The following is a 22,138-nucleotide window of genomic DNA, read 5'->3' on the forward strand; positions in this document are numbered from 1 at the left end:
GTTATAGCGGTGGGGAAACACCCGGTCTCATTCCGAACCCGGAAGTTAAGCCCTCCAGCGCCGATGGTACTGCACCGGGGACGGTGTGGGAGAGTAGGACGCCGCCGGACAATCTTTCGAAGGGCCCTGGTCGTTTGACCGGGGCCTTTCGCATTTCCCGAGACTTCAAGGAACGAAGAGTTGCTCGGTTGAGACGTTCAAGATACTCAGCATGTGGCCCGAGAAGAGGGCGGTCCCGAGGCTGAGGATGTGGTGGCCCAAGTCGGCCAGGAATTCCGGAGTAATTTCGTCCTGGTCGAGGACGGTCCACTTGGGGGGCAGTGCTTTGGTGAAGGTGAAGTGGGTGTTGGTCAGGCGGATGAAGGTGACGGGGTAGTCGGCGAGTTCGAGGATGGAGCCCTCTAGGTCCTTGTTGTCGGGGAGACAGAGAAGCACGTGGTCGATGCTGTTCCAGCGTTCATGAGCCATTTTTAGGGCGGTGGCTATTCCCGCTCGACTGATGGGCGAGTCGATACAGACCTCAATGTCGGTGCCTGGCACGAGGTGGTGGGAGAACCGGCCCGGGAGGCGTACGGAATTGAGCACTCGGGTGAGCTGGGACGGGGCAGGGGGCTCCTTGTCGAGCAGGGACAGGAGCTTGGTTGCCGCGGCGCAGCCGAGTTCGGCGTTCCATCGGCCGTAAGAAGGGGGGAGGAGGTCGGCCGACAGGGAGGCGGTGTCGGGGTTGAGGATGTCGAGGTCCAGGTTTGCCTTCTGGCTGATGGTCGTTTCGATGGCTTCTCGCACGGCGGGTTGTTGGGGGAGGGACAGGACGGCTCTGGTGCGAGGGGAGACGACGGACGCCTTTTCCCGGGCGATTTCGGCGGGGGTGTCGCCGAGGACGCCCACGTGTTCGGCGAAGATTTCTGTGATCGCGACGACGCGGGGGGAGAAGAGGGAAACCTCATCGGAGCCGCCTCCCATGCCGGCTTCCAGTACGAGGTAGTCGACGCCGATCTCGTTCGCGTACAGGACTCCGGCGGCGGTGAACAGCCCGGCGGGGGCGAGATGGCCGGGGAGTCGGGTGCGGTCGGGAAGGCGGCGGAGGGCGTGAGCGATGCGGGTTCCGAGGGGGGCGAGGTCTGTGTCGGAGATCGCGGCTCCGTTGAGCCTGATCCGTTCGCGGTTGGAGCGCAGGCCAGGACTGGTGACGGTCACCACACGGGCACCGGTCGCGGCGAGGAAGGCGGACGCGTACGTGGCCGTCGTGCCTTTGCCTTTCGAGCCGACGACGGTGAGGACGGGCGCGTCGGCGCCGGGGAGCCCGATCAGGTTCAGCAGATGCCGCGCACGTTCGAGGCTGCGGCGGGAACCCTTGGGGCGCGAGTGCCAGTCCTCGAAGAACGCGCTGTCGGAACGCACTGCGTGAGTCTATGAGAGGCCCCCGGCCACAGGGCCATGGCCCGAGCGTGGGCGGCACTAAACTGTCCAGGTGACAGAAGCGCAGGACATTCGTACGGTCGAGGCCGCCATTCGGGCCCGGGGTGTCGAATGGGAGATTGATCCGACCCTGGACCGTATCGCTGGGTTGGTCGATCTGCTGGGTCAGCCACAGGCGGCGTTCCCCGTGATCCACATTGCCGGAACGAACGGCAAGTCGACCACGGCCCGGATGGTCGAGGCGTTGCTGCGCGAACGGAACCTCCGCGTGGGTCGTTACACGAGCCCGGAGTTCGCGTCGATGCGCGACCGTATCTGCGTGGACGGCGCCCCCCTGTCGGAGGAGCGGTTCGTCGAGCTGTTCCAGGAGCTCCAGCCCTATTTCGAGATCGTCGACCAGAAGTACGGCCGCCTGAGCTTCTTCGAGGTGCTCACCGCGATGGCGTTCGCCGCGTTCGCGGAGGCCCCGGTGGACATCGCGGTGGTGGAGACGGGCATGGGCGGCCGCTGGGACGCCACCAACGTCGCCGACGGCACGGTGGCGGTGATCACGCCGATCTCGCTGGACCACACGGAGTACCTGGGGCCCGACGTCGCCACGATCGCGGGCGAGAAGGCGGGCATCATCAAGCCGGGGTCGACCGCGGTGCTCGCGCAGCAGGTGCTCCCGGCGGCCGAGGTGCTGCTGCGCCGTACGGCCGAGGTGGGCGCGCTGGTGGCCAGGGAGGGGCTGGAGTTCGGGGTGCTGCGCAGGGAGCTGGCCATGGGCGGCCAGGTTCTCGATCTGCGCGGCCTGAAGGGCGTCTACGAGGAGGTTTTCCTCCCCCTGTACGGAGCCCACCAGGCGGGCAACGCGGCGACCGCCCTGGCCGCCGTGGAGGCGCTGACGGCGGGTGAGGACCCGCTCTCCGACGAGCTGGTACGTCAGGCGTTCGCCCAGGTCACCAGCCCTGGCCGGCTGGAGGTCGTCCGCCGGGGCCCGACGGTGATCGTGGACGCCTCGCACAACCCGGGCGGCATGGAGGCCACGATCGACGCGGTGACCGAGTCCTTCGGTTTCACCCGGTTGATCGCCGTCGTGGCGGTGATGGCCGACAAGGACGTGGACGCGATCCTGGAGCTCCTCGAACCGATCGTGACGGAGATCGTGGTCACCCGGAACTCCTCCCCGCGTGCCATGGACCCGGACGAGCTGGCGCAACGTGCCGTGGGCGTGTTCGGCCAGGAGCGGGTGCAGGTCTGTCTGCGCCTGGACGACGCCATCGACATCGCGGTCGGGCTGGCCGACGAGGGGGACGAGTTCGGTTCCGGGGTGCTCATCACCGGTTCGGTGGTCACCGCCGGGGACGCCAGGATCCTCCTGAGGGCGAGCTGAACGCTACGGGAAACAGCGCAAGAGGATTCTCCTGAAGGTGGGCTGGATGTTCGAGGTAACCCCCGGGATGCGCCGCCTCGGCGCGACCGTGCTGGGCATGGAGGCGATCGTCGTCGCCCTCCTGACGCCGGTGGCGATCCAGATCACCGGCACCGAACCGCGGCTGGCGGTGGGCGCCGGTGTCGGGCTGGCCGTGCTCTGTGTGATCGTCGCCGGGCTGCTCCGTTATCCGGTGGGCTATATCGCGGGCAGCGTGATCCAGGTTCTGGCGATAGCGACCGGTTTTCTGGTGCCCACGATGTTCTTTCTCGGGGCGATCTTCGCAGCCCTATGGATAACCGCGATATTCGTCGCTCGCCGTGTCGAGGGCGCGACGAAGCGCTAAAGTCGGCCACCATGGCCGTCCCCCCAATGCATCAGCCGCTGCGCCCCCCGCTGGACGCGGTCCGGGCCCCGGCGACGGGCGTCGTGCTCGATGTCGTCGTCGGGCTGCTCATCGTGGCCGCGCTCCCACTGGCCATTCTGGCGATCCCGAACACGATCTCGGTGGTGGCCGCGCTGCTCCCGCCGGAGGTGCCGCAGATCGCGATGATGCGCGCGCACGGTCTCGCGCTGCCCGCGATGGTGCTGACCGTGCCGGGGGCCGCGCTCGCGCTCCGGCGGTTCCGGGCGGCCCCCATGCTGGTGGCCGGTCTGGCGGTGCTGGCGCTGGCGGACGCCGCGGGTGGCTACGCCGGCGGCCCCGGGATGGTGGCGGTGCTGCGGGTGCTGCACGGGGTGGGCGCGGGCCTGCTGGTCCCGGCGACGCTGGTGGCGGCGATGGAGCGGCCGCACCGCAGGGTGCTGCTGCCGCTGTGGGCGGGTGTGCTGGCGGTGAGCCTGCTGGCCGCCCAGGCCCTGGCCCTGTGGCCGCTGGACGCGGTCTCCTCCTGGCAGGTCACGCTCCAGCCGTACCCGCTGCTGACCGGTGTGGCGCTGGGGCTGGCCGCGGTGTTCCTGGTGCTCTGGCTGCTGGCCGGTGAGGCCGGCCGGGGGGTGGCGGTGCCGGGGACGCCGGTGGAGCGGGCGCGGCTGGCGATGGCCGCGGTGCCGTCGGCGGGGATCGCCGTGCTGGCGGTGGGGACCACCTTCGACTGGCCGCCGGTGACGGTGATCGCGGTGGCCGCGGTCGCGGTGGTGGCGATGCTGGGGCTGGGTTCGGTGGCCGTGTTCGAGGGGGGCAGGGCTGCCGCGTTCACCCAGGTGGCGGTCGGGCTCGTGGTGCTGCCGACCGCCGCCCAGCTGACCTACGTGGAACTGGGCGGGCTTGGCGGTCCCGGGCTGACCGGGCTGTGGGTGCCGTTCGGGGTGGCGGCGGTGGTCGCCGTGCTGGCGGCCGGGGGCGCGGTGCGGCTCGCGGAGGGCCAGGCGCCGCGGCTGGTCGCGGCCGGGCTGGTGGCCGTGGTGGTGGGCTTGTGCGCGATCCGCGTGCTGGTGCCCACGATGGGCGGGATGCTGCTGGCCGTGCCGTTCGTTCTGCTGGCGGCCGGGGCGGCGGTGGCGCTGGTGAGCGCGCTGCGCGCGGCCGGGCAGGTGGCCGCGCTGTTCGCGGTGTCCCTGCTGTTCCCGTCGGTGCTGGCCGGGTTCCTGCTGGGTACGGGCATCCAGGTGACCCGGCTGCGGGAGGTCGGCGAGTTGGGGAGCGCCACCCGGGAGGCCATGGTGGACGCCTTCGTGGGGGCTTTGCATCTGTGGGCGCTGGTCGGTGGATTCGTGGTGGTGCTCGTGCTGTTGCTGGCCTCGCTGCTCGCCCGGAGATTCCCGGAGGCACCCAAGCCGGAGGCGCCCGCACCGGCGCCGGCCGCGGAGCAGTTGGCGGAGTTGGAGTCGGACGCGGAGCCGGACGAGGCGGAGGTGCTCGCGCTGGACCCTGATCCGGTCCCGCTGGTGGTGCCCGCGCCGACGCCGTCGCCCGAGGACACTGGCGAGGAGCAGATAAGCTAGGCGCGCCCCAGGATCGCATCAAAGGAGATATCCCGTGTCCGAGCGTACGCTTGTCCTGATCAAGCCCGACGGTGTCCGTCGTGGCCTCATCGGTGACGTGATCGGCCGCATCGAGCGCAAGGGCCTGAAGGTCGTCGCGATGGAGCTGCGCACGCTGGACGCCGACACCGCCAAGGCCCACTATGCCGAGCACGCCGAGCGCCCGTTCTTCGGTGAGCTGGTGACGTTCATTACCTCGGCGCCGCTGGTGGCGATGGTGGTGGAGGGGCCGCGCGCCGTCGAGGCTTTCCGCGCCCTTGCCGGGCTCACCGACCCGGTGAAGTCCGCGCCGGGGACCATCCGTGGCGACCACGCGCTGGAGATCGGCGAGAACGTGGTGCACGGGTCGGACTCCCCCGAATCGGCCGCTCGGGAGATCAAGATCTTCTTCCCCGACCGGTTCTGACCCAGTTCTTGATGAAAGGCCCCGGATTTCCGGGGCCTTTCGTGTTTCCGCAGGTCCCAGCGTAATCTCGGAGCATTTTTGTGTCCGAGCAGGATCGTTGCGCTGAGTGATGGGTACAACACGTTACGATTCGAGTGCGATGCGTTATCTTCAGCGGAACTCCTGACGGAAGGCTTCCTTCCCCATGGGCAGCAAGTTGGCTTTTCTCGGCCGCGACATGGCGGTCGACCTCGGTACGGCGAACACGCTGGTCTACGTGCGCGGGCGTGGCATCGTCCTCAACGAACCATCGGTTGTCGCGATCAACACCAGCTCAGGGAAGATCGTGGCGGTGGGCATTGAGGCCAAGCGCATGATCGGGCGGACGCCTGGGAACATCGTGGCGGTGCGGCCGCTGAAGGATGGCGTTATCGCCGACTTCGACGTGACCGAACGCATGTTGCGCTATTTCATTCAGCGCGTCCATAAACGACGTTATTTCGTTAAGCCGCGCATCATCGTGGCGGTGCCCAGCGGCATCACCGGGGTGGAACAGCGGGCGGTGAAGGAGGCCGGTTACCAGGCGGGGGCCCGCCGTGTGTACATCGTCGAGGAGCCGATGGCGGCGGCGATCGGCGCGGGGCTGCCGGTGCACGAGCCCACCGGCAACATGGTCGTGGACATCGGCGGGGGCACCACCGAGGTGGCGATCATCTCCATGGGCGGCATCGTGACCAGCCAGTCCATCCGGGTGGGCGGCGACGAGCTGGACCAGGCGGTCATCGCTTTCGCGAAGAAGGAGTACTCGCTGATGCTCGGCGAGCGCACCGCGGAGGAGGTGAAGATCGCGATCGGTTCCGCCTGCCCGTTGCGGGAGCAGTACCACGCCGAGATCCGCGGCCGTGATCTGGTCAGCGGGCTGCCGAAGACGATCGTGGTCTCCGCCGACGAGGTGCGCCGGGCCACCGAGGAGCCGCTCAACGCGATCGTGGACGCGGTGAAGGCGACCCTGGACAAGTGCCCGCCCGAGCTGTCCGGCGACCTGATGGACCGGGGGATCGCGCTGACCGGTGGCGGCGCGCTGCTCAAGGGCATGGACGACCGGCTCAGGGAGGAGTGCGGCATGCCCGTGCACCTGGTGGACAACGCCCTCGACTCGGTGGCCCTCGGCACCGGCCGGTGCGTGGAGGACTTCGAGGCGCTGCAGCAGGTGCTGGTGCCAGAACCGCGGCACTGACCGGATCGACTGAGACGAAAGGGGCGGGGTGGTGAAGGACTCGCGGCGGGGGCGCGTGGTCGTGGGGGCGCTGCTGGCGGCGGCGCTGGTGTTGATCACCGTTGACCACCGCAGCGGGGACACCCCGGTGCTCGGCCCGATCCGGTCCTTCGCGGCCGCCACGTTCGGCACGGCCGAGCAGGCGACCGCGTCGGTGATCGAGCCGGTGGGCCGGTTCGTGCGGGCGCTGGCCGGGGCGAGTTCGGCACAGCAGCGCATCGCCCAGCTCTCCGCCGAGAACGCCAAGCTGCGCAAGGAGTTGATCGCGCAGCGGCTGGACAAGCGGCGCGCCGCCGAGTTGGACGGCATGCTCGGCCTGGCCGGCCGGGGCGGCTACCAGGTGGTGCCGGCCCAGGTGATCGCGCGGCGCTCGGCGCCGGGCTTCGAGGACGCGGTGGAGATCGACGCGGGCAGCCGGGACGGTGTGCGCAAGGAGATGACCGTGCTCAACGAGGACGGTCTGATCGGCCGGGTGGTCCAGGTGACCTCGGGCACGGCCACCGTGGTGCTGCTCTCCGACCCGGCCTCCTCGGCGGGGGCGCGGCTGGAGGGCGGCAACGAGCTCGGCGTGGTCAGCGGTCTGGGGGAGGGCGGCAACCGGGGCCGGTTCATCAAGTTCCGGCTGCTGGACTCGACGGCCCCGCTGACCGTGGGCTCGCGCATCGTGAGCTTCGGCTCGGTGCAGGGCGTGCCGTACGTGGCGGGCGTCCCGGTGGGGACGATCGAGCGGGTGGAGGCGACTCCGGGCGAGCTCACCCGGACCGCGTACGCGCGGACGTTCGCCGATCTGACCGCGCTCGACGTGGTCGGAGTGGTGGTCCGGGGGCCGTCCAGGGATCCCCGGGATTCGGTGTTGCCGGCCGCGCCTGCCAAGCCCGCCAAGCCGGACCAGCCGACCGGACAAGCAAGGCCAAACGAGCAAGACGGACGATCCACTCCGAACGAGCAGGCCAGGCCGTCCACTCCGAATGAGCAAACCGGGCCGGCCAGCCCAAACGAGCTGACTGGGCCGGCCAGTCCAAACGAGCGGACCGGGCCGGCCGCTCCGAACGATCGGACCGGGCCGTCCGGTCCGAATGAGCGGGCCAGGCAGGACGAACAGCCGGACGAGAGGGCCTGACCTCATGGGGCGGAATCTGGGCACCGCGGCGCTGCTGTTCGTCGCGATGGTGCTGCAGGTGACCGTGCTCAACCGGCTCGGCTTCGCCGTGGTGCCGGATCTGGTGCTGCTGCTGGTGATCGCGCTGGCCGCGGCGCGCGGGGCCGCCGCGGGCGCGGTGATCGGGTTCCTGACGGGTCTGGCCGCCGACGTGCTGCCGCCCGCCGACCACGTGCTCGGGCAGTACGGGCTGGTCATGTGCCTGATCGGGTACGTGGCCGGGCGCGGGGCGGTCCGGGCCCCGATGCTGACCGTGATGACCTGCGCGGTGTGCGCCCCGGCCCTGGCCGTGGGCGTCGGCGCGCTGCTGGGCGATCCCGGGGTGGACTGGGGGGCGTTCGAGGCCGTCTGGCCGGGAACGGCGCTCTGCAACCTGGTGGTGGCGCCCTTCCTGGTCTGGGGGGTGAACGCGCTCTTCCGGGTGCCCCGCCGGCCCCGGAAGAAGGCTTTGGTGCTGGGAGGGAGGCGGCCGTGAGCCGGATGCGGACCCGTTTCGTGGTGGTGCACCTGACAGTGATCACGCTTCTGGTGGTGCTGGGGGTGCGCCTCTGGCAGGTCCAGGTGGTCCGCGGCGCCGAGTTCGTGGAGGTGGCCACCGAGACGCGGACCAGGGACGTGCGGGTGCCCGCGGTGCGCGGGCAGATCCTCGACTCGGTGGGCCGGCCGCTGGTCCGCAACCGCACCGCGCTGGTGGTGTCGGTGGACCGCAACCGGCTGGAGCGGCTGCCGGACCGGGGTTCCGCGGTGCTGGCCCGGCTGGCGGCGGTGCTCGGGGCCGACCCGGTCAAGCTCAAGGAGCGTATCCGGCCGTGCGGGCCGAAGGTGTCCCGGCCGTGCTGGCCGGGCTCGCCGTACCAGCCGATTCCGGTGGACAACCACGTCTCGACCCGGCAGGCGCTGCAGATCCTGGAGCGGCAGGAGGACTTTCCCGGGGTGACCGCGGAGATCCAGGCGGTGCGGGAGTATCCGTACGGTTCCGAGGCGGCGCAGGTGCTCGGGTACCTGCAGCCGGTGACGGAGGAGGAGCTCGAACGCCGGGAGGGGTTGAAGGCCAGCTTCTCGGGCGTCGACCTGATCGGCAGGGACGGCCTGGAGTCGGTTTACGACCAGGAACTGCGCGGCAAGACGGGGCTGCGCCGGGTCCAGGTGGACCGGATGGGCAAGGCCATTGGTGTGGAGCAGCAGGAGGTGCCGGTCGCGGGGGACACGCTGATCACCAGCATCGACGCCAAGGTGCAGTCCATCGTGGAGCAGGCGCTGGCGGGGGCGATGAAGAAGGCGCCCCAGGCGGACGGCGCGGCCGGGGTGGTGCTGGACGTGCAGACCGGGCGGGTGATCGCGATGGCCAGCGTGCCCACCTACGACCCGTCGGTCTGGATCGGCGGCATCGCCGAGGCCGAGTATCAGCGGCTGCTCTCCGACAAGGCGGGCAAACCCCTGGTCTCCCGGGCGATCAAGGGCACCTTCGCCCCCGGCTCGACGTTCAAGGTCACCTCGGTGTCGGCGATGGTGGCCGACGGCTACCCGTTGAAGGGCACCTACGACTGCCCGGGGGCGTACATGGTGGGCGGGCGGCCGTTCCACAACTTCCGCGGCATCGGGCTGGGGCCGATGAACCTGCACACGGCGCTGGTCAAGTCGTGCGACACGATCTTCTACAGGGCGGCGTACGAGATGTGGCTGCGGGACGGCGGCCGCAAGCCGGTGCCCAAGCCGAAGGACCCGATGGCCAACATGTCCCGCGCGTACGGGTTCGGCAAGGCGACCGGGATCGACCTGCCGGGGGAGTCGCCGGGGCGCATCCCGGACCGGAACTGGAAGCGGAACCTGTGGGCGGCCACCCGCGCGCAGAACTGCGTCCGGGGCAAGACCGGCTACCCGGAGGAGAAGGACGCGGCGCGTGCGGCGTTCCTGAAGAAGCTGGCGTACGAGAACTGCGTGGAGGGCTTCGTCTGGCGGGCGGGTGACGCGGCCAACTTCTCCATCGGGCAGGGCGACGTGCTGGTCACGCCGTTGCAGCTGGCCAACGCGTACGCGGCGCTGGTCGGGGACGGCAAGGTGCGCAGCCCGCGGCTCGGGTGGGCGCTGGTGCGGCCGGACGGCACCCTGGTCAAGGAGATCAAGGCGCCGGTGATCGGGAAGCTGCCGATCGACGAGGAGACCCGGGCGTACATCAAGGACGCGCTGAGCGAGGTGACCTCGGACGGCACCGCGGCCGGGGCGTTCAACGGCTGGCCGATGAACGTGGTGAAGATCGGCGGCAAGACCGGCACCGCCGAGGTGTACGGCAAGCACGACACCTCCTGGTTCGCCTCCTTCGCCCCCACCAACAAGCCGCGTTTCGTGGTCGTGGTCATGGTCTCCCAGGGCGGTATGGGTGGTTCCACCGCCGCCCCGGCGGTCCGCGAGATCTACGAGGGCATCTACGGCTTCGGCAAGTTCCTCACCCCCGCCCTGCAGGAACCCGCCGAACGGCTGCCCCGCATCAAGCCGGACGGGACGGTGCAGCGGTGATCCCCTCGGGTGCGGCGGCGAGCACCGTCCGGCGCCGTTCGCTGGCCAGCCGGGCGGTCGGTGAGGGCTCGGCGGTCCGGCGGATGGACGGGGTGCTGCTGGTCGCGGTGGTCGCGCTCAGTGTGGTCGGCACCCTGCTGGTCTGGTCCTCCACCCGGACCTGGAGCTCTGCGGAGGGGGCCGGGCTGGTCAAGAAGCACGTGCTCAACCTGGGCATCGGGGGGGCGCTGCTGAGCGCGGTGGCGGTGGCCGACTACCGGTGGCTGCGGGCGTACGCGCCGGCCGTGTACGGGGTGGCCCTGCTGCTGCTGGTGGCCGTGGCGTCCCCGCTCGGGAGCACGGTGAACGGCTCGCACTCCTGGATCATGCTTGGCGGCGGCTTCGCCATGCAGCCCTCCGAGCTGGCCAAACCGGCGCTGATCCTGCTGCTGGGCATGCTGCTGGCCGAACCGGCCGAGGGCACCGACCGGCCGCGCCCGCGGGACGTGACGTTCGCGATGGCGGCGGCCGGGCTGGCCATGGGGCTGGTGATGCTCCAGCCCGACCTGGGCACCACCATGGTGCTCTCGGTGATCACCGGCGCCGTGCTGATCTTCTCCGGGGTGCGGAAACGCTGGATCGTCGTGGTGCTGGGGCTGGCCGCGGCGGGCGGGGGTCTGGTCTGGTCGCTCGGGCTGCTCCAGCCGTACCAGGTGGCCCGGTTCACCGCGTTCATCAACCCGGCCAGCGACCCGCGCGGGGTCGGCTACAACAGCACCCAGGCGCTGATCGCGATCGGCTCCGGCGAGTTCTTCGGCAAGGGCCTCTTCCACGGCGGCCAGACCACCGGCCGGTTCGTGCCGGAGCAGCACACCGACTTCATCTTCACGGTGGTCGGTGAGGAGTTCGGGTTCCTCGGCGCGGTGACCGTGGTGGCGCTGCTCGGCGTGGTGCTGCTGCGCGGGCTGCGCATCGCCCGGCAGTGCGAGGACCGGTTCGGGGCGCTGGTGGCGGGCGGCCTCGTCTGCTGGTTCGCGTTCCAGACATTCATCAACGTTGGGATGACGATCGGCATCATGCCGATCACGGGGCTGCCGCTGCCGTTCGTCTCCTACGGCGGCACGGCGACGTTCGCCAACATGATCGGGATCGGGCTGCTCCAAGCCATCCACATCCGAGAACGCCCCTACGGCTGAGGGTGAGAGCCGCCCGCACCATCCTGCGGTCGGCTCTCACTGGTGCGACCTTCGTAAAACGAACAGTCTGGGAACGTACTTTGAATGTGCGGTGACGCACAGGGCCGACTCAGGCAGCTGCGGGATTACGGAGGAACCGTGACTCCGGATGACGAGGCGCAGGAGCGCGTGCGCGCGTTGGACCTGCTCCGCAAGGCTTTCCCCGACTACCGGATCGTGTACGGCGGGGGCCGGTGGGCCGCGGCGGCGGCCGGAAATCCGCCGACGGTGTGGTTCGCCCAGACGGCGAGCAGTCTCTGCGGCCAGCTCTTCCTGGCACAGTTGCGTAACGGCGGCACGGTCGGGCCCTTCCACAGCGGCCCGGTAAGTGCCCCAGCGACGGCCCCTCGTACGGCCCCGGAGAGCGACTCGCACCGTGCGCGGTGACCATTCCGTAACGAGTGCCCGGCTAGCGTGGATGCGCACCTTATTGGAGAGCCGATGACCCATTCCGCACGCGGGGCCGACCGGTCCGCCATCCAGTTCGCCGGCGCGATCCGGGACCGCACCCTCGCGGCACTCGGCGAGGCGCCCTCCACCGCCGTCATCCACCAGATCGCCGAGGAGATCCTGCTCAGCTCCCCCGCCACCTCGCGGCTCAAGTGCATGCGGCTGGCCAACGGCTGGACGGTGGAGGAGTCCATCGAGCACTTCCACGCCATGTGCGACCGGTCGGGCATCCGGCGGCGTGGCCTGTCCGAGCGCTCCTGGCGGGAGTGGGAGGCCGGCGCCCGGCCGGACCGGGAGTACACCGACCTGCTGTGCCGCCTGTTCGAGACCGGGCCGGTGCAGCTGGGCTTCGCCCGCGACTACACGCCGGAGGAGGCCCGCCGCGCCACCGCGGCGGCCGGTGGCGGTGATCCGATCGCGGACGCCGCGCAGGAGGCCAGCGTGCACGCCGAGGAGGCGGAGACCAGCGAGCTGGGCACCGGCGCGCTGGAGCGCATCCGCACCCAGGTGGTCTGGGTGGGCCGCCGGTACGTGTGGGAGACGCCGCTGCCGCTCTTCGTGGAGATGCGGGCGCTCCAGGAGCAGACCAGGAAGGCCCTGGAACGCCGGATCCACCCGGCCCAGGCGGGTGAGCTCTACTTTCTGACGGGCGCGCTCTGCGGCCTGATGGCCAACGCCAGCATGGACATGGGCCGCCGGGTCCCGGCCGACACGCTGGCCAGGGCCGCCTGGACGTACGGGCGGATCTCCGGGCATCCCTCGCTGATGGGCTGGGCGCGCGGCATGCAGGCCTCGGTGGCCCTCTGGGACCGCCGGTACGAGGACGCCGCCCGGTACGCCGGGGACGCGCTCACCCACCTGTCCACCGGCTCCGGCGGGGCCCGCCTGCACATGCTGCGGGCCAGGGCCTGCGCCATGCTGGGCCGGTCCGCCGAGGCCAGGGACGAGCTGGCGCGCGCCGAGCACGCCAGGGGCACGGGCGGCCACGACGAGCTGCACGACGAGATCGGCGGCGAGTTCGCGTTCCGGCCCGCCAAGCAGCACTACTACGCGGCCGTCACCCACCTGCACCTGGGCCAGACGCCCCGGGCCATCGAGGAGGCCCGCCGCGCCATCGAGCTGTACGCGGGCGACGAGCGGGAGAACCGCTCCTACGGCTGCGAGGCCATGGCCCGCGCCCACCTGGCCATCGCCTGCGTGCTCCAGGACGACCAGGCCGGCGCGGAGGAGGCGGTGGCGCCGTTACTGCAACTGCCACCGGAACGCAGGATCGACAGCCTGGGCGCCACACTGTCGGCCAGCCGGGCGCTGGTCTCGGAGAGCATGGCCCGGCAGATCGAGGGCTTCTGCTCGGTGGGTCTGTCCCAGAGCCGGGACCTGCTGCCCACCCTTGAGGCTCCGGGCGTGGCGCGGGTGTTGCCCTCATGAGCGCTCCCACTGTCGCCGGCGTTCCCGCCGCGCTCATCGAGGCATGCCGTGTGGCCGGGCTGAGCGCCACCGGCGCCCGCCTGCTGCGCGAGTTCGCCACCTCCGTCTACCACCTGCCCAGGGAGGGCGTGGTGGTCCGCCTCTCCGAAGCGGGGGCGGTCGGCAAGTACGACCGGCTGGTGACCTCGCTGAAGGTCACCCGCTGGCTGGCCGACCAGGGCTTCCCCGCGACCGAGCCGGTGGACGTGCGGCAGCCGCTGGCCGTGGACGGCGCGCTGGCCACCTTCTGGCACTACGAGGAGCACGCCGGGCCGCCGCCCGACCCCGCGCCGCTCGGCCTGATGCTCCGGCGGTTGCACGCGCTGCCGCCGGTGCCGTTCGACCTGCCGACCTACGACCCCTTCGGGACGATCCGGCGGGCCATCGCGGCCAGCCGGGCCATCGACGAGGAGGAGCGCGAGTGGCTGACCGAACGGTGCTCGGCGCTCTCCGACGCCTACTACGAGCGGCTGGAGTTCGCTCTGCCGTACGGGCTGGTTCACGGTGACGCGCACCGGGGAAACCTGCTCCGTACACCTGAGGGGCTGCTGCTGTGCGACTGGGACTCGGTGAGCGCCGGGCCTCGCGAGATCGACCTGGTGCCCACCATGGTGGGGGTCAGGTTCGGGCTGACCGAGGCGCAGCGGGACGGGTTCGTCGAGGCGTACGGGTACGACGTCAGGAACTGGCCGGGGTACGGCGTGCTGCGGGACACCCGGGAGATGCAGACGCTCACCGCGGTGCTCAGGAACGCCCACCGGGATCCGGGCACCCGGGCCGAGCTGCGGTTCCGGCTGGCCTCGCTGCGGGCAGGCGACGACCGTACCTGGCATGCCTTCTGATGCGGATACCCTTGGACGCATGTCTGCCGAGTCGCTGTTTCCCCGCCTGGAAGCGCTGCTGCCCAAGGTGCAGAAGCCGATCCAGTACGTCGGGGGTGAACTCAACTCGACCGTCAAGGACTGGGACGAGGCGACGGTCCGCTGGGCGCTGATGTACCCGGACGCGTACGAGGTGGGCCTGCCCAACCAGGGCGTGCAGATCCTCTACGAGATCCTCAACGAGCTGCCGGAAACGCTGGCCGAGCGGACCTACGCGGTGTGGCCCGACCTGGAGGCGCTGATGCGCGCCGAGGGCGTGCCCCAGTTCACCGTGGACGCCCACCGGCCGGTGCGGGCCTTCGACGTGCTCGGGGTGTCGTTCTCGACCGAGCTCGGCTACACCAACCTGTTCACCGCGCTCGACCTGGCGGGGATCCCGCTGGAGGCGGTGGCGCGTACCGAGGCGGATCCGATCGTGCTGGCCGGTGGCCACGCGGCCTTCAACCCGGAGCCGATCGCCGACTTCCTGGACGCGGCGGTGCTCGGCGACGGCGAGCAGATCGCCATCGCCATCACCGAGGTGATCAGGGAGTGGAAGGCCGAGGGCCGGCCGGGCGGCCGGGACGGGCTGCTGCTGCGCCTGGCCGAGAGCGGCGGCGTCTACGTGCCCAAGTTCTACGACGTCGAGTACCTGCCGGACGGCCGGATCCAGCGGGTGGTGCCGAACCGGCCGGGGGTGCCCTCCCGGGTGTTCAAGCACACGGTCATGGACCTGGACGACTGGCCGTACCCGAAGAAGCCGTTGGTGCCGCTGGCCGAGACGGTGCACGAGCGGTTCAGCGTGGAGATCTTCCGGGGCTGCACCCGGGGCTGCCGGTTCTGCCAGGCCGGAATGATCACGCGCCCGGTCCGGGAGCGGTCCATCACCGTGATCGGCGACATGGTGGCCAACGGGGTCAAGGAGTCCGGCTTCACCGAGGTCGGCCTGCTCTCGCTGTCCAGCGCCGACCACTCCGAGATCGCCGAGGTGGCCAAGGGCCTGGCCGACCGGTACGAGGGCACCAACACCTCGCTCTCGCTGCCGTCCACCCGGGTCGACGCGTTCAACATCGACCTGGCCAACGAGTTCTCCCGGAACGGCCGCCGCTCCGGCCTGACCTTCGCCCCGGAGGGCGGCTCCGAGCGCATGCGCAAGGTGATCAACAAGATGGTCACCGAGGAGGACCTGATCCGCACCGTCACCACCGCCTACTCGCAGGGCTGGCGGCAGGTGAAGCTCTACTTCATGTGCGGCCTCCCGACCGAGGAGGACGTCGACGTCATGGGCATCGCCGACCTGGCCAGAAAGGTGATCAAGGCCGGCCGGGAGGCGACCGGGTCGCGGGACATCCGCTGCACGGTCTCCATCGGCGGTTTCGTGCCCAAGCCGCACACCCCGTTCCAGTGGGCCGCCCAGTGCGACCACGAGACGGTGGACCGCCGCCTGCGCGAGCTCCGCAACGAGCTCAGGAACGACAAGCAGTACGGCAAGGCCATCGGTTTCCGGTACCACGACGGCAAGCCGTCCATCGTGGAGGGCCTGCTCTCCCGGGGCGACCGCCGGGTGGGCCGGGTGATCCACGCGGTCTGGGCGGACGGCGGGCGCTTCGACGGCTGGAGCGAGCACTTCTCCTACGAGCGCTGGATGAAGGCCGCCGCCGAGGTCGGGGTGGACGTGGACTGGTACACCATCCGCGAGCGCGAGGAGCACGAGGTGCTTCCGTGGGACCACCTCGACGCCGGCCTGGACCGCGAGTGGCTCTGGCAGGACTGGCAGGACGCGTTGAGCGACGTGGAGGTCGAGGACTGCCGGTGGACGCCCTGTTACGACTGCGGCGTCTGCCCCTCGATGGGCACCGAGATCCAGATCGGGCCCACCGGAAGGAAGCTCCTCCCGCTCACCGTGGTCTAAACCCAGTGGTCTGAGCCCGGCATATGCTGGGGAGAGACTTCTGGGTATCAGAACGTTCAAGAATCAACTAAGAAGGTCATTCGAAAGGAGCCCGGCGCCGTTGAAGCGAGTCACCTTGCCTGCGACGCGATCGACGGGCGAGCTTTCGAACAACCTTCTTGCGACGACTAGACCGGAAGGGACGACGGAACTCTGAAACCCGTTCCCGATGGCCCCCCGCCCGCGCCCGTGGTGCAGCGCCTGCGTGTGCGCTACGCCAAGCGCGGACGGCTGCGCTTCACCAGCCACCGCGACATCTCCCGCGCCCTCGAAAGGGCGGTGCGGCGAGCCGACATCCCGGTGGCCTACAGCGCGGGGTTCAGTCCGCACCCGAAGATCTCCTACGCCGGCGCCGCCCCCACCGGGGTGGCCAGCGAGGCCGAGTACCTGGAGATCGGGGTGAGCCGCGCGTGCGATCCGCGGCGGCTCCGCGCCGATCTGGACGCCTCGCTTCCGCCGGGCCTGGACGTGCTCGACGTGGTCGACGCCGCCGAGGCGGGCCCGGGGAACCTGGCCGACCGGCTGGAGGCCTCGTTGTGGGAGGCGCGGCTGACGGGGGCCGACCCGGCGGAGGCCGGGGCGGCGGTGCGGGAGTTCCTGGCCGCGCCGAGTGTGCCGGTGGAGCGCCTGACGAAGAAGGGCATGCGTGCGTTCGACGCACGTCAGGCGGTCCACAGCCTCACCGTGGCCGGGGAAGCGGGGCAGCGCACGGACGGAACGGCAGGTCAGAAGCCGATTCAGTCGTGTGTCATACTTCGCATGGTCGTGCGGCACGAAACACCTGCCGTCCGGCCCGATGACGTGCTCATGGGTTTGCGTCTCGTGGCAGGCTTCGCGCCGCCGTCACCTCCCTCGGTGACCAGGCTGGCGCAGGGGCCGCTCGACGCGATGACCGGTGAGCCCGCCGATCCGCTCGTCACCGACCGGGTTGGTGGAGACCTATAGGACTTGCCGTCGCGGCCCCGTGAGGAGGCCAGGCGGACCGCGAGAGACGAATGCTCCCGCGCGGCGCGGCAACGTGCCCGGGAGCTGACGGGAGAGCGCCCGCATGCTCGACAACGAGCCAACTGTCGGCGATACGACAACGGACCAGACAACAGAACATCACACTTCGGCCGCGGAATCGGCCGCGCCGCGCCGCCGGGCCAGCCGTCCGGCGGGCCCGCCGCCGGAACCGGAGGAGATTCCCGCCGCCCCGCCGGCCCCGGCTCAGGCGTTCGCGGGTACGGCCGTCGCCGGGCCGGTCACGACGACCACCAGGACCCGCAAGGCCAAGGTCGTGGTGCCCAAGGACGAGGAGACGGCGGAGCAGGAGCGGCTTTTCGACCAGCCGGCCGAGAAGCCGAAGCGCGTCACGCGCCGCAAGGCCAAGGCGGTCGAGCCGGTCGAGGTGAAGGCCACGGAGGCGGCGGAAGCTCCCGCGGAGACCGTCGCGGACAGCCTGGTGGAGCCGGAGCCGGTGAAGCCCGTGCGCCGCACCCGCGCCCGCAGGAAGGCGGCGGCCGAGGAGACTCCCGCCGAAACCCCTGCCGAGACCGTCGCGGAAGCCCCCGTGGCCGCCGCTGAGACGGTCGAGGAGGCGCCGGTACGCCGCCGCCGTACCCGGAAGAAGGACGAGGAGGCCGGGGAACGATCCAGCGCGATGAGCGCGGCCGAGGCCCAGGTGGCCGCCGCGATCCTGCTGGCCATGCCCGCCGAGGAGCCGCTGGACGACGAACCGGCGGGGGAGGACCTGGAGGACCTGGACGAGGAGTCGGCCCCGCGCGTGCACCTGGTGGCCGACCCGTTCGGCCTGGTCGCCCGCCCGGCCGACGTGCCGTCGGTGACCTTCCAGCCGCCCGCCGCCATCTTCCAGCCGCTCTTCCAGGCTCCGGACCCGTTCGCCCCGCCGGCGCCCCGGCCCGCCCCGGCCGCCCCGGCTCCCCAGGTGGAGCCCGAGCCGGAGGAGGAGCCGGTCGCCGTCGAGGCGGAGGAGACCGAGGAGACCGAGGACGAGGAGTCCGCCGAGGGTTCCCGCCGCCGCCGGCGCCGCCGGGGTGGCCGGGGCCGTGGCCGGTCCCGGGACCTGGATGAGCAGGCCGAGGAGGACGGCGCCGAGGAGGAGCCCGCCGAGGAGGAGGCCCCGGCTGCGGCCGAGGAGGCCGAGGAGGCCGAGGCGGGCAGCTCCCGCCGCCGTCGGCGGCGCCGCCGCCGGGGTTCCGAGGACGTCGAGCCCCTCGGCGACGAACCGCCGAACACGGTCACCCGCATCCGCGCCCCCAGGGCGGGCCGTACCACCACCTCGCCGCTGGACGAGGTGCAGGGTTTCCGCGGCTCCACCCGGCTGGAGGCCAAGAAGCAGCGCCGCCGTGAGGGGCGCGAGATGGGCCGCCGCCGCCCGCCGATCATCACCGAGTCGGAGTTCCTGGCCCGCCGGGAGGCGGTCGAGCGCGTCATGGTGGTCCGCCGCCATGGCGGCCGTACCCAGATCGCGGTGCTCGAGGACGGCGTGCTCGTGGAGCACTACGTGGACCGCGAGTCCAGCCAGTCCTACGTGGGCAACGTGTACCTGGGCAAGGTGCAGAACGTGCTGCCCTCCATGGAGGCGGCCTTCGTGGACATCGGCAAGGGCCGCAACGCGGTCCTGTACGCCGGTGAGGTGAACTTCGACACCGCGGGCCTGGAGGGCCAGCCGCGCCGGATCGAGGCCGCGCTGAAGTCGGGCCAGCCGGTGCTGGTGCAGGTCACCAAGGACCCCATGGGCCACAAGGGCGCCCGGCTGACCTCGCAGATCAGCCTGCCGGGGCGGTACCTGGTCTACGTGCCGGACGGCTCGATGACCGGGATCTCCCGCAAGCTCCCGGACAAGGAGCGCACCCGGCTCAAGCAGATCCTGCGCAAGGTGATGCCGGAGAACGCCGGGGTGATCGTGCGTACGGCGGCCGAGGGCGCCTCGGAGGAGGAGCTGGGCCGGGACGTGGCGCGGCTGTCGGCGCAGTGGGAGGCGATCCAGCGCAAGGCCAAGTCGGCCAGCCCGCCGGAGCTGCTCTCCGGCGAGCCCGACCTGACCGTGCGGGTGGTCCGGGACGTGTTCAACGAGGACTTCGCCTCGCTGGTGGTCTCCGGCGAGGAGGTCTGGCGGGACGTGGACGACTATGTGCGCCACGTGGCTCCGCACCTGGTGGAGCGGCTCAGCAGGTGGGCCGAGCCGGGCGACGTGTTCGCCGCGTACCGGGTGGACGAGCAGATCGCCAAGGCCATGGAGCGCAAGGTCTGGTTGCCCTCCGGCGGCTCGCTGGTGATCGACAGGACCGAGGCGATGACCGTCGTCGACGTCAACACCGGCAAGTTCACCGGCCACGGCGGCAACCTGGAGGAGACCGTCACCAGGAACAACCTGGAGGCGGCCGAGGAGATCGTGCGCCAGCTGCGGCTGCGCGACGTGGGTGGCATCATCGTCATCGACTTCATCGACATGGTGCTGGAGAGCAACCGCGACCTGGTGCTCCGGCGGCTGCTGGAGTGCCTGGCCCGGGACCGGACCAAGCACCAGGTGGCCGAGGTCACCTCGCTGGGCCTGGTCCAGATGACCCGCAAGCGGGTCGGTCAGGGCCTGCTCGAGGCGTTCTCCACGCCGTGCGACTGCTGCCACGGGCGCGGCCTGATCATCTCCACCGAGCCGGTGGAGGGCAGGCCGGAGCCGCGCGGCACGCAGGGCAAGATGGCGATCGAGAAGACGGTTTCGGAGAAGCTGGGCGAGAGCTCGGTGGTCGCCGCGGCCGAGGACGGCAGGGAGAGCGTCACCGACGCGGTGGACGAGGGACAGCCTCGGGCACGGCGGCGGTCGAGGCGCTCCCGGGCGGCCGATTAACGACTAAAAACACCCGGTGTTCCGCCCGGTTCGACCTCGGTCCCGATAATCCGGTACCCTAGTCAATCGGTGCGCCTGGTGGCGTGCTTGGCTTCGCGCGCTCCCCTGGTCCGCCGGACACGTGATTCAGCGATCGGATGTCGGGGCGCAGCATCCAGCAGACTAGAAGGGTTTCCGCGGTGTACGCGATCGTTCGTTGCGGCGGCAGGCAGCAGAAGGTCTCCGTGGGAGACGTCATCGAGGTTGACACGGTCGCCGGTGAGATCGGTTCCTCGTTCTCGCTGCCGGCGATCCTCGTCGTCAACGACGGCGAAGTCACCACCGACCCCGCCGTGCTCGGCAAGTTCCAGGTGACCGCCGAGATTCTCGGCGAGACCAAGGGTCCCAAGATCCGCATCCTCAAGTACAAGAACAAGACCGGTTACAAGAAGCGCCAGGGTCACCGCCAGCGGTACACCCAGGTGAAGGTCACCGGCATCAACCCCGGGAAGTAGGAGACATGGCACACAAGAAGGGCGCCTCGTCCACCCGGAACGGCCGTGACTCCAACGCCCAGCGCCTTGGTGTCAAGCGTTTCGGTGGCCAGCTCGTGAACGCGGGCGAGATCATCGTCCGCCAGCGCGGCACCCACTTCCACCCCGGCGACAACGTCGGCCGTGGCGGTGACGACACGCTGTTCGCTCTGGCCGCCGGTCACGTGCAGTTCGGCACCAAGCGCGGTCGTCGCGCTGTGAGCATCATCCCGGTGCCGGCGGAGTAATCCCGCACGGTCAAACCGGAAGACGAGGCGGGTCGGTTATCCGATCCGCCTCGTTTCATTGCTAGCGGAAAGCAGACACCCAATGGCGGATTTCGTCGACCACGTCGTCCTGCACATCAAGGCGGGTGACGGCGGCAACGGCTGCGCCTCCATCCACCGGGAGAAGTACAAACCGCTGGGGGGGCCGGACGGCGGCAACGGCGGCCCCGGCGGGAACGTGATCCTTGAGGTGGACGCCAACACCTCCACGTTGCTGGAGTACCACCACCGGCCGCACCGCCGGGCCGGCAACGGCAAGCAGGGCTCCGGGTCGAACCGGGACGGCGCGCGCGGTGAGGACATGGTGCTGAAGGTGCCCAACGGCACCATGGTCAAGGACGCGGCCACCGGCGAGGTGCTGGTGGACCTGATCGGCGTCGGCACCCGTTACGTGGCCGCGCAGGGCGGGTTCGGCGGTCTGGGCAACGCCGCCCTGGCCACCGCCAAGCGGAAGGCGCCCGGGTTCGCGCTGCTCGGCGAGCCGGGCGATGAGGGCGACCTCGTGCTGGAGCTGAAGACCGTCGCCGACGTGGCGCTGGTCGGGTTCCCCAACGCCGGCAAGTCCTCGCTGATCGCGGCGCTGTCCGCGGCCCGGCCGAAGATCGCGAACTACCCGTTCACCACGCTCATCCCCAACCTGGGCGTGGTCACCGCGGGCGAGGTGATCTACACGGTGGCCGACGTGCCCGGGCTCATCCCCGGCGCCTCGGAGGGCAAGGGCCTGGGCCACGAGTTCCTCCGGCACGTGGAGCGCTGCTCGACGATCGTGCACGTGCTGGACTGTGCCACGCTGGAGCCGGGGCGGGATCCCGTCACCGACTTCGAGGTGATCGAGGCCGAGCTGGCCGCGTACGGGTCGTTGCAGGACCGGCCGCGCATGGTGGTGCTGAACAAGGTGGACGTGCCCGACGCGCGGGAGCTGGCCGAGCTGGTCCGGCCGCTGCTGGCCGAGCGGGGACTGCGGGTGTTCGAGATCTCGGCCGCCGCGCACGAGGGGCTGACGCCCCTGGCGTACGCGATGGGGGAGATGGTGGCGCGGGCCCGCGCCGAGGCGCCGGTGGAGGAGCCGACCCGGCTGGTGCTGCGGCCCAAGCAGCTGGGCGAGACCGGCTTCACGCTCCGCCGCGTGAACGAGGGCACCTTCCAGCTCACCGGCGAGAAGCCGGAGCGGTGGATCAGGCAGACCGACTTCTCCAACGACGAGGCGGTCGGCTACCTGGCGGACCGGCTGGAGCGGCTGGGCGTGGAGGAGGCGCTGATCGAGGCGGGCGCCGAGCCCGGCGTCGAGGTGATCATCGGCTCCATGGAGAACGGTTATATCTTCGACTGGCGGCCCTCGGAGGGCGCCCAGGCCAGGATCGGCGGCCCGCGCGGCACCGACAACAGACTGTAAGGGG

Annotated in this window: 19 protein-coding genes and 1 rRNA gene; 19 read left to right on the forward strand and 1 reads right to left on the reverse strand. The window is 70.7% G+C overall.

What is annotated here, in order from left to right:
* Positions 1 to 110, forward strand: a 5S ribosomal RNA gene (rrf, locus tag KIP79_RS39080); the annotation flags it as partial.
* A gap of 55 nt (positions 111 to 165) precedes the next feature.
* Here rrf and KIP79_RS39085 read toward each other — a convergent pair.
* On the reverse strand, positions 166 to 1,401 hold the full coding sequence (locus KIP79_RS39085; protein WP_214110061.1) for a folylpolyglutamate synthase/dihydrofolate synthase family protein: 1,236 nt from the start codon (positions 1,399 to 1,401) through the stop codon (positions 166 to 168).
* A gap of 70 nt (positions 1,402 to 1,471) precedes the next feature.
* Between KIP79_RS39085 and KIP79_RS39090 the strand changes: the two genes are divergently transcribed.
* The 18 genes from KIP79_RS39090 to obgE all read left to right on the forward strand — a co-directional run bounded on the left by KIP79_RS39090 (position 1,472) and on the right by obgE (position 22,134).
* Complete coding sequence (locus KIP79_RS39090) at positions 1,472 to 2,794, forward strand: bifunctional folylpolyglutamate synthase/dihydrofolate synthase (protein WP_214110062.1); 1,323 nt, start codon at positions 1,472 to 1,474, stop codon at positions 2,792 to 2,794.
* Between the two features lie 46 nt (positions 2,795 to 2,840).
* Positions 2,841 to 3,179, forward strand: coding sequence for a DUF4233 domain-containing protein (locus KIP79_RS39095; protein ID WP_214110063.1), 339 nt, complete (start codon positions 2,841 to 2,843; stop codon positions 3,177 to 3,179).
* Between the two features lie 11 nt (positions 3,180 to 3,190).
* On the forward strand, positions 3,191 to 4,777 hold the full coding sequence (locus tag KIP79_RS39100; RefSeq protein WP_214110064.1) for a hypothetical protein: 1,587 nt from the start codon (positions 3,191 to 3,193) through the stop codon (positions 4,775 to 4,777).
* 34 nt (positions 4,778 to 4,811) lie between these two features.
* Complete coding sequence (gene ndk / locus KIP79_RS39105) at positions 4,812 to 5,222, forward strand: nucleoside-diphosphate kinase (protein WP_214110065.1); 411 nt, start codon at positions 4,812 to 4,814, stop codon at positions 5,220 to 5,222.
* A gap of 184 nt (positions 5,223 to 5,406) precedes the next feature.
* Complete coding sequence (locus tag KIP79_RS39110) at positions 5,407 to 6,438, forward strand: rod shape-determining protein (RefSeq protein WP_214110066.1); 1,032 nt, start codon at positions 5,407 to 5,409, stop codon at positions 6,436 to 6,438.
* Positions 6,439 to 6,469: 31 nt separating this feature from the next.
* On the forward strand, positions 6,470 to 7,597 hold the full coding sequence (mreC, locus tag KIP79_RS39115) for a rod shape-determining protein MreC (protein ID WP_214110067.1): 1,128 nt from the start codon (positions 6,470 to 6,472) through the stop codon (positions 7,595 to 7,597).
* 4 nt (positions 7,598 to 7,601) lie between these two features.
* Complete coding sequence (gene mreD / locus KIP79_RS39120) at positions 7,602 to 8,111, forward strand: rod shape-determining protein MreD (protein ID WP_250214573.1); 510 nt, start codon at positions 7,602 to 7,604, stop codon at positions 8,109 to 8,111.
* Between the two features lie 5 nt (positions 8,112 to 8,116).
* Complete coding sequence (gene mrdA / locus KIP79_RS39125) at positions 8,117 to 10,150, forward strand: penicillin-binding protein 2 (RefSeq protein WP_214110104.1); 2,034 nt, start codon at positions 8,117 to 8,119, stop codon at positions 10,148 to 10,150.
* Positions 10,147 to 11,325, forward strand: coding sequence for a rod shape-determining protein RodA (gene rodA, locus KIP79_RS39130; protein ID WP_308170118.1), 1,179 nt, complete (start codon positions 10,147 to 10,149; stop codon positions 11,323 to 11,325). The genes mrdA and rodA overlap by 4 nt, the downstream gene beginning before the upstream one ends.
* A 138-nt stretch (positions 11,326 to 11,463) precedes the next feature.
* The gene (locus KIP79_RS39135; RefSeq protein ID WP_214110069.1) at positions 11,464 to 11,751 is read left to right on the forward strand and encodes a hypothetical protein; all 288 of its coding nucleotides are present in this window, start codon (positions 11,464 to 11,466) and stop codon (positions 11,749 to 11,751) included.
* A 54-nt stretch (positions 11,752 to 11,805) separates the two neighbouring features.
* Positions 11,806 to 13,242, forward strand: coding sequence for an NsdA family TPR-like regulatory protein (locus tag KIP79_RS39140; protein WP_214110070.1), 1,437 nt, complete (start codon positions 11,806 to 11,808; stop codon positions 13,240 to 13,242).
* Positions 13,239 to 14,123 (forward strand): phosphotransferase family protein, encoded by an 885-nt coding sequence (locus KIP79_RS39145; RefSeq protein ID WP_214110071.1) that lies wholly within the window; start codon positions 13,239 to 13,241, stop codon positions 14,121 to 14,123. The genes KIP79_RS39140 and KIP79_RS39145 overlap by 4 nt, the downstream gene beginning before the upstream one ends.
* A 19-nt stretch (positions 14,124 to 14,142) precedes the next feature.
* Complete coding sequence (locus tag KIP79_RS39150; RefSeq protein WP_214110072.1) at positions 14,143 to 16,053, forward strand: TIGR03960 family B12-binding radical SAM protein; 1,911 nt, start codon at positions 14,143 to 14,145, stop codon at positions 16,051 to 16,053.
* 231 nt (positions 16,054 to 16,284) lie between these two features.
* Positions 16,285 to 17,037 carry a TIGR03936 family radical SAM-associated protein gene (locus tag KIP79_RS39155; protein ID WP_308170119.1) on the forward strand — a complete coding sequence of 251 codons (753 nt, stop codon included), beginning with the start codon at positions 16,285 to 16,287 and terminating at the stop codon, positions 17,035 to 17,037.
* 103 nt (positions 17,038 to 17,140) lie between these two features.
* The gene (locus tag KIP79_RS39160; protein ID WP_214110073.1) at positions 17,141 to 19,942 is read left to right on the forward strand and encodes an Rne/Rng family ribonuclease; all 2,802 of its coding nucleotides are present in this window, start codon (positions 17,141 to 17,143) and stop codon (positions 19,940 to 19,942) included.
* Positions 19,943 to 20,121: 179 nt separating this feature from the next.
* Positions 20,122 to 20,436 carry a 50S ribosomal protein L21 gene (gene rplU / locus KIP79_RS39165; protein WP_214110074.1) on the forward strand — a complete coding sequence of 105 codons (315 nt, stop codon included), beginning with the start codon at positions 20,122 to 20,124 and terminating at the stop codon, positions 20,434 to 20,436.
* A gap of 5 nt (positions 20,437 to 20,441) precedes the next feature.
* Entirely contained in the window at positions 20,442 to 20,702 is a 261-nt protein-coding gene (gene rpmA / locus KIP79_RS39170) for a 50S ribosomal protein L27 (RefSeq protein ID WP_214110075.1), read from the forward strand.
* Between the two features lie 82 nt (positions 20,703 to 20,784).
* Positions 20,785 to 22,134 (forward strand): GTPase ObgE, encoded by a 1,350-nt coding sequence (gene obgE, locus KIP79_RS39175; RefSeq protein WP_214110076.1) that lies wholly within the window; start codon positions 20,785 to 20,787, stop codon positions 22,132 to 22,134.
* Positions 22,135 to 22,138 lie beyond the last annotated feature (4 nt).

The sequence above is a fragment of the Acrocarpospora catenulata genome (assembly GCF_018476525.1).
Classification (GTDB): Bacteria; Actinomycetota; Actinomycetes; order Streptosporangiales; family Streptosporangiaceae; genus Acrocarpospora; species Acrocarpospora catenulata.